The organism is Bradyrhizobium sp. RP6, from assembly GCF_003837805.1.
Classification (GTDB): Bacteria; Pseudomonadota; Alphaproteobacteria; order Rhizobiales; family Xanthobacteraceae; genus Bradyrhizobium.
On sequence record NZ_RQIT01000020.1, the window covers coordinates 11444 to 25479 of the forward strand.

At 65.0% G+C, this 14036-nt stretch carries 13 protein-coding genes; 3 read left to right on the forward strand and 10 right to left on the reverse strand.

Going from position 1 to position 14036, the window contains the following annotated elements; genetic code table 11:
• Window positions 1–45 precede the first annotated feature (45 nt).
• The 9 genes from EHH60_RS28010 to EHH60_RS28050 form a co-directional block, all read right to left on the reverse strand.
• Window positions 46–1149 (reverse strand): sensor histidine kinase, encoded by a 1104-nt coding sequence (locus EHH60_RS28010; protein WP_124162613.1) that lies wholly within the window; start codon window positions 1147–1149, stop codon window positions 46–48.
• Window positions 1146–1586 (reverse strand): response regulator, encoded by a 441-nt coding sequence (locus EHH60_RS28015; RefSeq protein WP_124162614.1) that lies wholly within the window; start codon window positions 1584–1586, stop codon window positions 1146–1148. The genes EHH60_RS28010 and EHH60_RS28015 overlap by 4 nt, the downstream gene beginning before the upstream one ends.
• Entirely contained in the window at window positions 1583–3109 is a 1527-nt protein-coding gene (locus EHH60_RS28020; protein WP_124162615.1) for a sensor histidine kinase, read from the reverse strand. Before EHH60_RS28020 ends, EHH60_RS28015 begins: the two co-directional genes overlap by 4 nt.
• Before the next feature lie 106 nt (window positions 3110–3215).
• Window positions 3216–4574 carry an acetyl-CoA carboxylase biotin carboxylase subunit gene (gene accC, locus EHH60_RS28025; protein ID WP_124162616.1) on the reverse strand — a complete coding sequence of 453 codons (1359 nt, stop codon included), beginning with the start codon at window positions 4572–4574 and terminating at the stop codon, window positions 3216–3218.
• 82 nt (window positions 4575–4656) lie between these two features.
• Complete coding sequence (gene accB / locus EHH60_RS28030) at window positions 4657–5151, reverse strand: acetyl-CoA carboxylase biotin carboxyl carrier protein (RefSeq protein WP_124162617.1); 495 nt, start codon at window positions 5149–5151, stop codon at window positions 4657–4659.
• Window positions 5152–5187: 36 nt separating this feature from the next.
• Window positions 5188–5655, reverse strand: a complete 468-nt coding sequence (gene aroQ / locus EHH60_RS28035) for a type II 3-dehydroquinate dehydratase (RefSeq protein ID WP_124162618.1) — start codon at window positions 5653–5655, stop codon at window positions 5188–5190.
• 227 nt (window positions 5656–5882) lie between these two features.
• Window positions 5883–6755, reverse strand: coding sequence for a DUF1236 domain-containing protein (locus tag EHH60_RS28040; protein ID WP_124162619.1), 873 nt, complete (start codon window positions 6753–6755; stop codon window positions 5883–5885).
• A 234-nt stretch (window positions 6756–6989) separates the two neighbouring features.
• Complete coding sequence (locus EHH60_RS28045; protein ID WP_124162620.1) at window positions 6990–7757, reverse strand: DsbA family protein; 768 nt, start codon at window positions 7755–7757, stop codon at window positions 6990–6992.
• 104 nt (window positions 7758–7861) lie between these two features.
• Window positions 7862–9262: a M48 family metalloprotease gene (locus EHH60_RS28050; protein WP_124162621.1), complete on the reverse strand. Its 1401-nt coding sequence runs from the start codon at window positions 9260–9262 to the stop codon at window positions 7862–7864.
• 193 nt (window positions 9263–9455) lie between these two features.
• On the opposite strand from EHH60_RS28050, the gene EHH60_RS28055 reads away from it, so the two are divergent.
• The 3 genes from EHH60_RS28055 to EHH60_RS28065 all read left to right on the forward strand — a co-directional run bounded on the left by EHH60_RS28055 (window position 9456) and on the right by EHH60_RS28065 (window position 12712).
• Window positions 9456–10643: a pyridoxal phosphate-dependent aminotransferase gene (locus EHH60_RS28055; protein ID WP_124162622.1), complete on the forward strand. Its 1188-nt coding sequence runs from the start codon at window positions 9456–9458 to the stop codon at window positions 10641–10643.
• Window positions 10644–10735: 92 nt separating this feature from the next.
• Window positions 10736–11293, forward strand: a complete 558-nt coding sequence (locus tag EHH60_RS28060; protein ID WP_124162711.1) for a biotin transporter BioY — start codon at window positions 10736–10738, stop codon at window positions 11291–11293.
• A gap of 84 nt (window positions 11294–11377) precedes the next feature.
• Window positions 11378–12712: a dicarboxylate/amino acid:cation symporter gene (locus tag EHH60_RS28065; RefSeq protein ID WP_124162623.1), complete on the forward strand. Its 1335-nt coding sequence runs from the start codon at window positions 11378–11380 to the stop codon at window positions 12710–12712.
• A 90-nt stretch (window positions 12713–12802) separates the two neighbouring features.
• On the opposite strand, the gene EHH60_RS28070 is transcribed toward EHH60_RS28065, so the two are convergent.
• Entirely contained in the window at window positions 12803–14035 is a 1233-nt protein-coding gene (locus EHH60_RS28070) for an NAD(P)/FAD-dependent oxidoreductase (RefSeq protein ID WP_124162624.1), read from the reverse strand.
• Window position 14036 lies beyond the last annotated feature (1 nt).

Consider the following 14036-nt stretch of genomic DNA (forward strand, 5'->3'; position numbering starts at 1 on the left):
AGGATCGCAATGCGGTTGCGATGGGTGGCGCCGCCGAGCGCGAGCTCAGCTCGCGGCGGCGGTGCTGGTCTTGCCGGGGGCTGCGGGCATGCGGCCGAACTTCAGCACGACCCGGGTTCCGGAATGCACGGGATCGCGCTCGACCGAGGCGTCGAGCTTGGAGGCCATGGCCGCGACGATGCGCTGGCCCATGCCGGTGGAGCGGGGATCGGCCTTGGCGTTGTCGCCGACGCCGTCGTCGGTGATCGAGAGCAGGAGATCGTCGCCCTGCGAGATCAGCTCGACATGGATCGGGCCGGCGCCGTCGGGATAGGCGTATTTCACAGCGTTCATCACCAGCTCGTTGACGATGATGCCGACGGCGACCGCACGGTCCGGATCGATCTCGATCGGCTCGGCCTTCAGCGTCAGGCGCGACATCCGGTTGCCTTCGGCCGAGCGGCGGAGATCCTCCAGCAGCGAGTCCAGATACTGGCTCAGGACCACGCTTTTCAGGTCCTGTGAGGTGTAGAGGCGGCGGTGCACCTGCGCGACCGCGGCGACGCGGCCCATCGCGTTGGTCAATGCCGCCTTGACCTCGTCCTGGGCGGCGGAGCTCGCCTGAAGGTGCAGCAACGAGGCAATGATCTGGAGCGAATTGCCGACACGGTGGTTGACCTCGCGCAGCAGGAGCTCGCGTTCGGCGGCGAGCGCCGCGTAGCGGTCGCGCGAGGCGTGGATCTCGGCTTCGGCTTCCTCGCGCGCCCTCTGCAACGCGGCCTGGCGCAGCGCGCCTTCGGCGGCGACATGGAGGAGCGGGATGAAGTCGCCCTGGACATCCTTTACCAGATAGTCGGCCGCCCCCGCCTTCAGCGCCGTGACCGCGATGCTGGAATCCTGCGAGGCGGTAACGAATACGACCGGTGGCGCGTCCGGGATCGCCATGATCTGCTCGAGCGTCTCCAGCCCGTCGAGGCCCGGCATGTACTGATCGAGCGCCACGACATCGATGCCGCCTTCGGCGCTGGCGCGGCGGATGCGCTCGAGACCTTCCTCGCCGCTCGCGGCATGAACGACCCGGTAACCGCGCCGCGTCAGGCCGCGATCGACCAGGCGCGCCAGCGCGTCGTCGTCGTCGATGTAGAGCAGTGTCGGCGTGCGCTGGTTCATGTGGCGGCGGGCGGGACCTGGATGACCGAGAAGAACAGCCCGAGCTGCCGGATGGCATTGGCGAAATTCTCGTAGTTGACGGGCTTGGTGATGTAGACGTTGCAGCCGAGCTCGTAGCAGCGCTTGATTTCCTGGGAATCGTCGGTGGTGGTCAGCACCACCACGGGCGAGGCCTTCAGATATTTGTTTTCCTTGATCTGCCTCAGGATGTCGATCCCGGTCATGTCGGGAAGGTTGAGGTCGAGCAGGATCAGGAGCGCATTGCCCTTCTGCACGAGGCCCGAGCCGTCGGCGCCGAACAGGTGCCGCATCGCGTCGGTGCCGTTGGTGAACGAGACGATCTCGTTGTTGACGCCCGAGCGGCGGATGTTGCGCTCGATCAGGCGGGCGTGGCCCTCGTCGTCCTCGATCATGATGATGGTGACAGGCTGGGTCATCGATCTCTGTTCCGGTTGCTCACATTCCAGGCGATCGGCAGCGTGATCGTGAAGGTGCTGCCCGCGTTCAGTTCCGATGATACCGACATGGTGCCGCCGAGGCGACGCACAAGTGCACGGACATGCGCAAGACCGATGCCCTGGCCGGGCTTGTCCTGGGTTCCCGCGCGGCGGAATAGGTCGAATATCCGCTGGTGATCCTTCGGATCGATTCCGCGGCCGTTGTCGCTGATCTCGAAAATAGCGTAGCCGAGCTTGGTCCGCCCGCGGATTCTGATCTCGCCGGGCGCGCCGGGCTTGAGATATTTGATCGCGTTGTCGATCAGATTGGAGAAAATCTGCTCGAGTGCGAGACGATCGCTCATGAGGTTCGGCAGGGGCTCGACGTGGATCTCGGCCTGTGCCTCGGCCGCCTGGTGCGCCAGCGTCGAGACGATGGCCTCGATCAGCTCGCGCGTGTCGATCTTCACCGGCTGGAATTCGCGCCGGCCCTCGCGCGTGAGGTTGAGGATAGCCGAGATCAGCCGGTCCATCTTGGCGATCGACGTCTTGATAAAGCCTAGCGCTTCGGAAAAATCCTCCGAAAGCTGTTTGTCGGCGCCTTCGAGCGCGATCTCGCCCGGCCCGGCGGGGGCCAGCGGCGCTCCCTCCGCAGGGACGTGAGCGAGGCTGCTGATGCGGCGGAAGATATCGCCGCCGAGCTCCTCGAGCTCGCTGGTGAAGCCCATGATGTTGACGAGCGGCGAGCGCAGATCGTGGCTGACGATATAGGCAAAGCGCTGGATCTCGTCGTTGGCTTCGCGCAGGTCCGCCGTGCGTTCGTCGACTACGGCCTCCAAATTGACGTTGGCATCGCGCAGGCGCGATTCGGCCTCGTCGCGGGCGCGGGTCGACCGCCGGACCAGCCAGATCGAGAGCATCGCCAGCACCACCACGAGGCCGGAGCCGATGCCGGTCATCGACGCGGCGAGGGTCTGGCTGCGGTCGGAATTGGCAGTGCGGAGGCGGAATAGGCGCTCCTCCTCCTGGATCATCGCATTCGCAACGGTGGCGATCCTCGTCGTGGTGTCCTGGGCCGCGGCCTCGCGCACCAGTGCCACGGCCTTGTCCGGCTGGCCCTGCCGGATGAACACCATTTCCTGCGCGAACTGGCCGAGGCGGATTTCGATCGCCGCGCTCAGCTTTTCGACGTTCTCGCGTTGCGCTGGATTGTCGCCGCTCAGGCGCGTCAGCTTGTCGAGGGCCGGGATGATCGCCGCCACGGCCTTTTCATGGTCGACCCTGAAATTCTCACCCTGCGTCAGGAGATAGCCGCGAGCGCCGCTCTCGGCGCGCCGGACTTCTAGCAGCAGAGCGTTGACCTGGTTCTCCACCTCGATGGTGTGAACCACCCATTTGCTGTCCTCCCGCGCCTTGTTGACGAGGTAGACGGAGCCGGCACTAATCACGGTCAGCACCAAAAGCCCCGCCGCGAACAGCAGGATCTGCCAGAATGCGCGCCGTCGGTGGGCTTCAGCCGTCACGACGGTTCACCTGTCGATGTTCAGTGGAGTTCAAAACGCCCCCTTGGAACTGCGCCCGCCGTCCAGAACGCGATCGGGGCCAAAGGGTTCCAGAAGGGGCGGAAGATTATCTCGCTGCAGGTTCCGGCTTGCCGGCGAGGTACTGCTCCAGCCAGTGGATGTGGTAGTCGCCGTTGATAATGTCGTCTTCGCGCACCAGCGCACGGAACAGCGGCAGCGTGGTCTCGATGCCTTCGACCACCATCTCATCCAAGGCCCGGCGCAGCCGCATCAGGCATTCGGCGCGGGTCTTGCCGTGGACGATCAGCTTGCCGACGAGCGAATCGTAATAGGGCGGGATCGTGTAGCCCTGATAGACGGCGGAATCGATCCGGACCCCGAGGCCGCCAGGCGGATGATATTGCTGGATGCGGCCGGGCGAGGGGCGGAAGGTCTGCGGGTTCTCGGCATTAATGCGGCACTCGATCGCGTGGCCGATGACCTGGATTTCATCCTGTCTGGCGGGCAGGTCGCCGCCGGCGGCGATGCGGATCTGTTCCAGCACGAGGTCGATATCGGTGATGCTCTCGGTGACGGGATGCTCCACCTGGATACGCGTGTTCATCTCGATGAAGTAGAACTCGCCGTCCTCGAACAGGAACTCGATGGTGCCGACACCGAGATATTTCATCTCGCGCATCGCTTTCGCGCAGGTCTCGCCGATCTTGGCCCGCGCGGCGGCGGACAGCACGGGCGAGGGTCCTTCCTCCCAGACCTTCTGATGACGGCGCTGCAGCGAGCAGTCGCGCTCGCCGAGATGGATCGCGCCGCCGCGGCCGTCGCCGAGGATCTGGATCTCGATATGGCGCGGCTTCTGGAGGTATTTTTCCAGATAGACGGAAGCATCGCCAAAGGCGGACCTGGCCTCGTTGGCCGCCGTCGACAGCGCCAGCAGGAGGTCGGCCTCGCTGTGCGCGACCTTCATGCCGCGGCCGCCGCCGCCCGCCGCTGCCTTCACCAGCACCGGGAAGCCGATCGCCTTGGCGATCGCCATCGCGTCGTCGTCGGGGCCGACCGCGCCATCGGAGCCGGGCACCACGGGGATGCCGAGGCGCTTCGCCGTCTTCTTGGCCTCGATCTTGTCGCCCATCAGGCGGATGTGCTCGGCCTTCGGGCCGATGAAATGCAGATTGTGCTCGGCGAGAATTTCCGCAAAACGCGCGTTCTCGGAGAGGAAGCCGTAACCGGGATGCACAGCGTCGGCGCCCGTGATCTCGCAGGCCGCGAGCAGCGCGGGCACGTTGAGATAGCTGTCCTTGGATGAGGGCGGCCCGATGCAGACGCTCTCATCCGACAGCCGCACATGCATGGCATCGGCGTCGGCCGTGGAGTGCACGGCGACGGTCGCGATCCCGAGCTCCTTGCAGGCCCTGAGGATGCGAAGGGCGATCTCGCCGCGATTGGCTATGAGGATCTTGTCGAACATGGTGCCTCGGGGGGCGAATGGGGAATAGCGAATGGCGAATAGGGCAGGAGCAGCTATTCGCTACTCGCTATTCGCCACTCCCTCACTCAATGATGACGAGCGGCTCGCCGTACTCGACCGGCTGGCCGTCCTCGACCAGGATCTGCGTCACCGTGCCGGCGCGCGGCGAGGGAATCTGGTTCATCGTCTTCATGGCTTCGATGATCAGCAGCGTCTGGCCGACCGCAACCTTGGTGCCGACCTCGATGAACGGTTTTGCGCCCGGCTCCGGCGCCCAATAGGCGGTGCCGACCATCGGAGAGGTCACGGCGCCGGGATGCTTCGACAGATCGGCCGCGGCAGTGGCGGGCGCGGCGGCGCTTCCTGCCGCCGCCACGGCGGCAGGACCGGCTGCCACCGGCATGGGCATGGTCGCGGCAACGCTGATGTTGCGGGCGACGCGCAGGCGCAGCCCCGCCCGCTCGATTTCGATCTCGGTAAGGCTGGTCTCATCGAGCAGCAAGGCAAGCTCGCGGACGAGCGCGGAATCCTCGCTGGAAAATTTTGCGGCTGCTTTGTCGTCTGGCTGGCGCGCCATGTTGTTTGATCCGAATGTTCTGTTGAAAAGGGGGCGTCAGGCGTTGGGCTTGATGCCGAGCTTGGCGGCAAGGCCCTGAATGGCGAGGCGGTAGCCCTCGATGCCGAAGCCGCAGAGCGAGGCGAAGGCCGCGCGTGCGGTGTAGGAATGGTGACGAAAACTCTCGCGGGCGTGGATGTTGGTCACGTGCACCTCGACCGTCGGGATCTGCACCGCGAGCAGTGCGTCATGCAGCGCGATCGAGCTGTGGGAATAGCCGCCGGCATTGATGACGATGCCCTTCATCTTGCGCCGATGCGCCTCGTGGATGAAGTCGATCAGCTCGCCTTCGCGGTTGGACTGCCGGCAATCGGCCTTCAGGCCGAAGGTCGCCGCTGTCTCCCGGCATAGCGCCTCGACGTCGGCCAGCGTCGCATGGCCGTACTTTTCGGGCTCGCGCGTCCCCAGCATGTTGAGGTTCGGCCCGTTCAGGACGAGGATCGTGTCGGTTGCAGGTTCGGCCATTCCATTCCCGGAAGAGGTGCTTCGGCGTGGCGGGGGTTATAGGTAACAAAGCGCGTGAGGGGAAGCCTCGAAGGGCCTGAGGAGTGGGTTCAGGTACCTCATCCAGCGCGCAAAAACCTGTGCGCAAACTACGGAAATTGCTTGTTAACCAGTCCGAAGCATGGCTGCGGGCCGAATGCAAAGGGGCGGGCATCGCTGCCCGCCCCCGAAGTTGCAGCTGTCCTGCCTTAGGCGTTCAGGACCGCCACGATCTCGTAGGTGTCCGGATTGATGATCACGATCTCATCGCGGACCAGGACGTACCTGTAGGTCCGCCACTCCGGATAGATGGTCGCGACCCGCGAGGGCAGGGTGTGCAGCGTAATGCCCTCACGCGGGATGCGAGTGCCGACCGCGATCGAGAAGTTTACGTTCGTCACCGGAGCAACGCGCTGCTCCCGGATCACCGACGTGATCTGCGTTCGCTGCTCCGTCGAAAGCTTGGCAGCGGCGCCGGCCTGGCCGACCGTGGTCGAGCTCTGGCCCTGCGCGTTCTGGGTCGTGCTGGTGCCGGTCTGGCCCTGAGCATTCTGGTTGGTGCTCGTGCCGGTACCCGGCCGGTTCTCGGCGTTGTTGGTCGAGGAACCGCTCTTGCTGCCCTCAGCCTTCATGTCCTTCTGGTCCCTGCTGCCGGACTTGCTGGTGTCCTGGCTCATGCTCTTGGACTTGTCGTGCTGGGACTTATCCATTTGACCCTGCGCGCGTTCGTCGGTGCGCTGGCCCTTGGTGGCGCCAGCCTTGTCCTCGGCCGCGTTCTTGTTCATCGCGCCGCCCGAGCGCTCGTCCTTCATCGCGCCGGACTTGTCTTCGGACGCGCGATCGGACTTCATCGTGCTGGAGCCGCCAGCCTGGCCGACGGTACCCTTGTCGTGGCTCATGGAATCGCGACCCATCGAGCCGCCGCGCTCTGCGGCGCCGCCGGAGGGCTGCGAGTGCTGCATCTGCTGCGAGCCACCGGCGCCGCCACCGCTGTCGCGGCCCATGGTGCCCTGTGCGTTTGCCAGACCGGTGCCCGCGACGAGTGCGATTGCGGCAACCGAGATCATAAAGCGGTTCAACATCGAAAATTCTCCTCACGTGTCTTGCGTCATTGCCCGCGCCGACAACGAAAGGAGATTTGAGTTGTTCCGGAACTTCGCCTGTTCCGCGGCATTTGTTTGTTGAACGCCAGATGAATGACTTTGCACGAGACAACGTTAGGCGCGCGAAAAAGGCCGGCTCTTCAGCCGGCCCTTTTGCTTGCATGCACGAGTTGCGAAGAGCGCGATCAGCAAGTCGCCTCTAGCAGGTCGCTTCTAGCAGGTTGCCTTGCCGCAGCGGGCGATGCCGATCTTTTCTCTGAGGCCTTCGACGCCGACGGCGCCGATCACGATCTGCTTGCCGATGACGTAGCTCGGCGTGCCGTTCATGCCCATCGCTTCGGCAAGCTTGAAATTCTCCTCGATGGTGGCGCGCACCTCGGGGCTGGCCATGTCCTTCTCGATTCGAGCAGTGTCGAGGCCGGCTTCCTTCGCCGCCTGAATCGCGCGCGCCTTGTCGGCCGCGCCCCGGCCGCCGAGCAGTCTCTGGTGGAAGTCGAGGTATTTCTTGCCTGAGGGATCCTGCATGCGCACCGCGACTGCGACCTGGGCGGCTTCGACCGAACCCTGGCTCAGCACCGGAAACTCCTTCAGCACGATCTTCAGCTTCGGATCGCTCTTCATGAGGGTGAGCATGTCGTCCATCGCGCGCTTGCAGTAGCCGCAATTGTAGTCGAAGAACTCGACGAAGGTGACGTCGCCATCCTTGTTGCCGAGCACGACCTGGCGCGGCGAGTTGAAGATCGCATCAGCGTTCTGCGCGATGCTGGCCTCGTGCTTCTGCGTTTCGGCCGCGGCCTGGCGCTTGCTGAGCTCGGCCATGGCCTCCTCGAGCACCTCGGGGTGGCTGACGAGGTAGTTCTTGATGATGGCCTCGATGTCGGTGCGCTGGGCACCGGAGAAGCTGTCGGCCGAGGCGGGCACGGCTGCGCCGAACATGGCGAATGCGAACAATGCAGGAGCAAGCAGGCGCAGCGAAGGCATAGGCAAATCCTCTTATCCAAAGCAGGTTTCGAAAAACGTCCCGGTGGACTTGGGCTCGGTGTCGTGACGTCGTGGTATCGGGGCGTCGAGTTGCGTCGGTTGCATCAATTGCGCGGCGGCTTCGCCGCCACGATGTCGTCGGCCTTGACCCATCCGGGCGTGCCGACGGCAAAACGGGTTTTCGCGCGCGTAGCAAGCTCGCGGGCGGTCTTGTTGTCGCCGCGCAGGTAAGCGGCCTGGGCCGAGGCGAGATCTGCCTCGGCATAGTCTCCCTTCCGGCCGTAGGCCATCGCGAGCTGGGTATAGCCGAGCGCCGCCTCGGGCTCTCGGGCCACAGCAGCGCGGAGAATCCGAACGGCATCGTCCGTGTAGGCTTTATTTTCGGTTCCAACCAGAGCCTGCCCAAGTAACATCTCGATGAGGGGGGCGTTGTTCGAGAGGGCGACCGCCTTGCGCAGGGCAGGGATCGCCTCGGCCGGCTTGCCGCTCTCCAAGAGCGCCTGGCCGCGCACCTCGTAGAAGTAGGGGTTGTTCGGCTGAACCTGGATCAGCGCGTCGATCTGAGTGAGCGCGCTGCGCAGATCCCCGTGCAGATAGGTGCTGATGGCGCGGGCATAGCGCGCCGGCAGGCTGTCGTTGGTCTGGGGATAGCGGCGGTACACCGTCTCCGGCCGCTCCATGAAGGCGGATATCTTGGCGCGGACCATGTCGTGCCGGAGCTGAAGCGCGGGATCGTCCTTCTTGTTCCAGTATGGGCTGGAGCCAGCGAATTCCTGGAGTGCGGCGACGCGCTCGGCCGGCATCGGATGCGATTGGAGATAGGGATCGGCGCCGCGCGACGCGAACAGGCTCTCGCTGGTGAAGCGCTTGAAGGTCTCGTACATGCCCTTCGGCGATTGCTGGGTCGCAGTCAGGAATTTCACGCCGGCGCGGTCGGCGTTCTCCTCCTGCTGGCGCTGGTAGGACAACAGCGTACGGCGGATCATCTCCTGCGGAGCGGCGATCGCGGCCGCACCGGCATTGGCCAGCCCGTTGTTGCCGGCGCTCGAGCTGCGGGTGCTGCCGGCGGCGATCGCGCCGGCGCCGAGCAGCATCGCGATGATCATCTGGGTCTGGGCCGTGGCGAGCTGCTCGCGCAGCTTGGACAGATGACCACCGGCCAGATGTCCAGTCTCGTGCGCGAGCACGCCGATGATCTGGTTCGGCGTCTCGGACTGGAGGATCGCGCCCCAATTGACGAAGATGCGGCGGCCGTCCGCGACGAACGCGTTGAACGAGCCGTCGTTGATGATCACCATCTGGATGTTCTGCTTTTCCAGACCGGCGACGCGCAGGATCGGGCGGGTGTATTCGCGCAGCAGCTGCTCCGTCTCGGTGTCGCGCAGGACCGGCGGCCCTTTGGCCTGTGCCCGCGCGGCCGAGAACGGCGTCAGCGCGATCGCCGCGGCCGTGACGAGGGTGGTGAGAGCGGAAGACTTCTGGCGCAATGCGATCTGGAGCAACATCGAGCGGTCTGGGTCAAACGGTCTTGGTCAGGCAGTTTCGTGATTGGTTTTGGCGATTGGCGGCGGACCGGATACGCGATATGCCCCTTGTGAGCCGCGCCCTTTATGAGCCGTACAATGCGGCCAGTCTGGGGCGCAAGCGCCCTGTTTTCCGGACCGGACGGATCGGTCCGCCAGCGAATAGCAGAAATCGATGCACGAGGCGACATTAAGGAATCGGTTGGGGCAGTGGCTCGAGCCCTCCCGCCGCAGCGAAGTTCCCCCGTTCATGGTGATGGACGTCATGGCGGCGGCGGCCCGAATCGAGGCCGCCGGTGGCCATGTCATCCATATGGAGGTCGGTCAGCCCGCGGCCGGCGCGCCCAGAACGGCGATCGCCGCCGCTCATGCGGCGCTGGAGGCCGGACGGATCGATTATACCTCCGCGCTCGGCATCCCCAGTCTGCGCGAGCGCATCGCACGCCGTTATCGCGACACCTATGGCTGCGACGTCAGCTCCGAGCGGATCGTAGTGACCACGGGCTCCTCCGGCGGCTTCATCCTGGCTTTCCTATCGATGTTCGAGCCCGGCGATCGCGTCGCCGTAACCGTGCCGGGCTATCCACCGTACCGTCACATCCTCACCGCCCTCGGCTGTGAGCCGGTGCTGATCGAAACCACGGACGAGACGCGCCACGCACTCACCGGTGAGGCGCTGCTCGCCGCCCATCGCAAGGCGCCGCTGAAGGGCGTGCTGGTCGGCAGTCCCGCCAATCCGACGGGCACGATGATGTCCCGCGAGGCGCTTGCCGGCCTCATCGCGGCCGCGGAAGACGCGGGCATCCGCTTCATCTCGGATGAGATCTATCACGGGCTCGATTACGCGTTTCCAGCCGTGACGGCGGCGGCGCTGTCCGAGCACGCACTCGTGATCAACTCCTTCTCGAAGTATTTTTGCATGACGGGCTGGCGTGTCGGCTGGATGGTCGTGCCCGAGATCATGGTGCGCCCGATCGAGCGGCTTCAACAGAACCTCTTGATCTCGGTGCCGTCCCTGTCGCAGATCGCGGCAGAGGCTGCCTTCGACGGCGCGGCCGAGATGGAGGAAATCAAGCACGGCTATCAGGAAAACCGGCGTATCCTAATCGATGGATTGCCCAGGGCCGGACTGACGAGATTCCTGCCCGCCGACGGCGCCTTCTATCTTTACGCCGACGTCTCGGATTTTACCTCGGACAGTTTCGAGTTCGCCAAGCAAATGCTGGAGCAGGCGCGCGTGGCGGCGACGCCCGGCGTCGATTTCGATCCCATCCATGGCCGTTCATTCATACGGTTTTCCTATGCCCGCTCGCCCGATGAGATGCGAGAGGCAGTTGACCGGATTGCTGAGTGGCTTAAATAACTGCGCCAGTTTTCTTCAGCCTTCCGGAGTTCAACTTGTCAGACCGTTCCGTCCCGTCCGCCGCTGCGCCACATTCCTCTCTCGCCGCTTTGATGTGGCCGACCCGGCCGGGCGAAGCCGTCGGCGCGCTGCGTGCCGTCGTGCTGATTGTGCTCGGCACCGCGCTGATGGCGCTGTCGGCCAAGGTGAACCTGCCGCTGCCTTATGTGCCGATGACGCTGCAGACGCTGGTGGTGCTGATGATCGGCGCCGCCTATGGCTGGCGGCTTGGCAGCGCAACCATGATTGCCTACCTCGCCGAGGGCGCGATCGGGCTGCCGGTGTTCGCCGGTCCCGTGGGTGGGATTGCTCCGCTGGTCGGCCCAACCGCGGGCTATCTGTTCGGTTTCGTGCTGGCTGCCTTCGCGACCGGCTGGCTCGCCGAGCGCGGCTGGGATCGCAGCGTGATGCTGCTGTTTGCGGCGATGGCCGTTGGCCACATCGCCATTCTGGCTGCCGGGTTCGGCTGGCTGGCGTTCGGACTCGGCCTCGGTGCCGCCAAGGCCTGGCAGGTCGGAATCGCGCCGTTCATTGCGGCCTCACTGGTCAAGAATGCGCTCGGTGCGGCCCTGATGCCGGCGGCACGCCGGATCGTCGAGCGCCGCGGGTAAGACGCGCTACAACCAGCAGTTCCAATTGACAGGGCCGGTCAAGTTGATCTTGGCTGGCCCCGTGTTTTGAGGGGGAGTGAAACCATGACGACGACAACGATGGCGGGAGCGCCGGTCGCGCCGCCCGTCGCCAAGCCGTGGTACAAGGTCCTCTACGTCCAGGTGCTGATCGCGATCGTGCTCGGTGCCATCGTCGGCTGGCTGTGGCCGCAGGTCGCCACCAACGAATGGATCAAGGCGCTCGGCGACGGCTTCATCAAGCTGATCAAGATGGTGATCGCCCCAATCATCTTCTGCACCGTCGTCTCCGGCATCGCCCACATCCAGGACGCCAAGAAGGTCGGCCGCATCGGCGTCAAGGCGCTGGTCTATTTCGAGGTCGTCTCGACCTTCGCGCTGGTGATCGGTCTCATCGTCGGCAATCTCGTCAAGCCGGGGTCCGGCTTTGGCAATGCGGCGGCGAACGAGGCGGCCGTTGCAGGCTACGCCAAGCAGGCCGCCGGCCAGAGGTCCGTCGACTTCGTGCTGCACATCATTCCCGACACGGTGGTCGGCGCCTTCGCGCAAGGCGAAATTCTGCAGGTGCTGCTGTTCGCGGTGCTGTTCGGCTTTGCCTTGATGAGCTTAGGCGAGCGTGGCCATACGATTCGCAGCTTCATCGACGATGCTGCGCACGCGGTGTTCGGCGTCATCTCGATCGTGATGCGCGCGGCGCCGATCGGTGCGTTCGGCGCGATGGCCTATACGATCGGCAAGTTCGGCACCGGCGCCATCCTCAACCTGGTCGGTCTGATCGCCACGTTCTATGTCACCGCGGCGCTGTTCGTGTTCGTCGTGCTCGGCCTCATCGCGCGCATTGCCGGGTTCTCGATCTTCAAGTTCCTGGCCTACATCAAGGACGAGCTGCTGATCGTGCTCGGCACCTCGTCGTCGGAAAGCGCGCTGCCGTCCCTCATGGAGAAGCTGGAGCGGCTCGGCTGCTCCAAGTCGGTCGTCGGCCTCGTGGTGCCCACGGGTTACTCCTTCAACCTCGACGGCACCAACATCTATATGACGCTGGCGACGCTGTTCATCGCGCAGGCGCTCGGCGTCGATCTTTCCTTCGGCCAGCAGCTCACGATCCTGGTCGTGGCGATGCTGACCTCGAAGGGCGCCTCCGGCATCACCGGTGCAGGCTTCATCACGCTGGCCGCGACGCTCGCCGTGGTCGACCCGCGCCTCGTGCCGGGCATGGCGATCGTGCTCGGCATCGACAAGTTCATGAGCGAGTGCCGCGCGCTGACCAATCTGTGCGGCAACGGCGTCGCCTGCGTGATCGTCGCATGGTGGGAGGGTGAGCTCGATCGCGACAAGCTCAACGCCAACCTCTCCAAGCAGATCGATCCGACCGACATGGAGACGGCGATCACGACGGACTGATCCGACGATCGCCTGTGGCGGCGCAATGCGCCGTCGGGTCCCGAACCAAAAGAGCTGGTCGATATCCTCGATCAGCCCTTTTCCTTTATGCTAGAACCGCTCAGGCCGATATGGCGTGGGATCGACCGCCGGCGTCTCGCCGCTCATGATCTCCGCGAGCAGGCGTCCGGTTGCCGGTCCCAGCGTGAAGCCCTGATGGCCATGGCCGAAGTTCATCCAGAGGCCGGGGTGGCGCGGGGCGGGGCCGAGCACCGGCAGCATGTCGGGCGTGCAGGGCCTTGTGCCGAACCACGGGTCCGGCTCGACCCGCTTGCCGAGGTCGATCAGCTCGCGTGCAGAAGCTTCGGCGCTGGCGAGCTGCACCGGCGTTGCCAATGCGTCCGCGCCCGTTAATTCCGCGCCGGTGGTGATGCGGATGCCCTTGGCCATCGGTCCCATGGCGTAGCCACCGCTTTTGTCGATGAGAGGCAGGTCGAGCGAAGCGCCGCCGCTGTAGTGCATGTGGTAGCCGCGCTTGCGCACCAGCGGGATGCGATAGCCGAATTTGTGGAGGAGGTCGGGCGACCACGGTCCGAGCGTCACGACGGCGTCGGGAGCATCGAGGCGTCCGTTGTCGGTGTCGACCGACCAGCCGGTCGCGGTCTGTTGCAGCGACTGCGCATCACCGAGCACGATCCTGCCGCCGAGGCGCTCGAACAACTCGGCATAGGCCGTGACCAGTGCCCCGGGATCTGACACGGTCCAGGTGTCGAGCCAGTGGATCGCGCCTGGGAGATCGTCGCGCAGGATCGGCTCGGCCTTGGCAAGCTCGCTGCCCGACAGCACGCGAAAGTTCACGCCGAATTCGCGCTGATCCTCTTCCGCGGCCTTGATCGAGAGATCCAATGAAGCGGGGTCGCGAAACAACGCTCGGTAGCCGGCACGGCGGATGAGATTGTCGGCATGGGCCTCGCGGATCAGGATGTCGTGCTCGGCCGTTGCGTAGGCGATCAGCCGTGCCCATGCCTCGATCGCCTCGCGATGCCGCTTCGGCGCCGAATGCCACCAGTAGCGGAGCAGGGGCTCGATGTGGAGATGGAGGGAGGAGAGGCTGTAGCGCACGTCGTTGGTGCGGCCGGTCGCGATCTTCAAGAGCGAAGCGAAGTCGCGCGGCATGGGATAGGGGCGTACCGCTTCCGCCTGGATCATCCCGGCATTGCCGTAGCTGGTCTCGCGACCAGGCTCCCTGCGATCGACGAGCGTGATGGACCAGCCGCGCTGCTGCAGGTGCAGCGCCGCGCTCACACCGACCATGCCGCCGCCGAGAATTATTGCACGTCGCATC

What these genes read in the sequence shown, in the direction of transcription:
- EHH60_RS28040 (WP_124162619.1), bottom strand. Translation starts at nt 6,755, where the DNA reads ATGTTGAACCGCTTTATGATCTCGGTTGCCGCAATCGCACTCGTCGCG.
- aroQ (WP_124162618.1), bottom strand. Translation starts at nt 5,655, where the DNA reads ATGGCCGAACCTGCAACCGACACGATCCTCGTCCTGAACGGGCCGAAC.
- EHH60_RS28050 (WP_124162621.1), bottom strand. Translation starts at nt 9,262, where the DNA reads ATGTTGCTCCAGATCGCATTGCGCCAGAAGTCTTCCGCTCTCACCACC.
- EHH60_RS28065 (WP_124162623.1), top strand. Translation starts at nt 11,378, where the DNA reads ATGACGACGACAACGATGGCGGGAGCGCCGGTCGCGCCGCCCGTCGCC.
- EHH60_RS28070 (WP_124162624.1), bottom strand. Translation starts at nt 14,035, where the DNA reads ATGCGACGTGCAATAATTCTCGGCGGCGGCATGGTCGGTGTGAGCGCG.
- EHH60_RS28045 (WP_124162620.1), bottom strand. Translation starts at nt 7,757, where the DNA reads ATGCCTTCGCTGCGCCTGCTTGCTCCTGCATTGTTCGCATTCGCCATG.
- EHH60_RS28010 (WP_124162613.1), bottom strand. Translation starts at nt 1,149, where the DNA reads ATGAACCAGCGCACGCCGACACTGCTCTACATCGACGACGACGACGCG.
- EHH60_RS28060 (WP_124162711.1), top strand. Translation starts at nt 10,736, where the DNA reads ATGTGGCCGACCCGGCCGGGCGAAGCCGTCGGCGCGCTGCGTGCCGTC.
- EHH60_RS28055 (WP_124162622.1), top strand. Translation starts at nt 9,456, where the DNA reads ATGCACGAGGCGACATTAAGGAATCGGTTGGGGCAGTGGCTCGAGCCC.
- accB (WP_124162617.1), bottom strand. Translation starts at nt 5,151, where the DNA reads ATGGCGCGCCAGCCAGACGACAAAGCAGCCGCAAAATTTTCCAGCGAG.
- accC (WP_124162616.1), bottom strand. Translation starts at nt 4,574, where the DNA reads ATGTTCGACAAGATCCTCATAGCCAATCGCGGCGAGATCGCCCTTCGC.
- EHH60_RS28015 (WP_124162614.1), bottom strand. Translation starts at nt 1,586, where the DNA reads ATGACCCAGCCTGTCACCATCATCATGATCGAGGACGACGAGGGCCAC.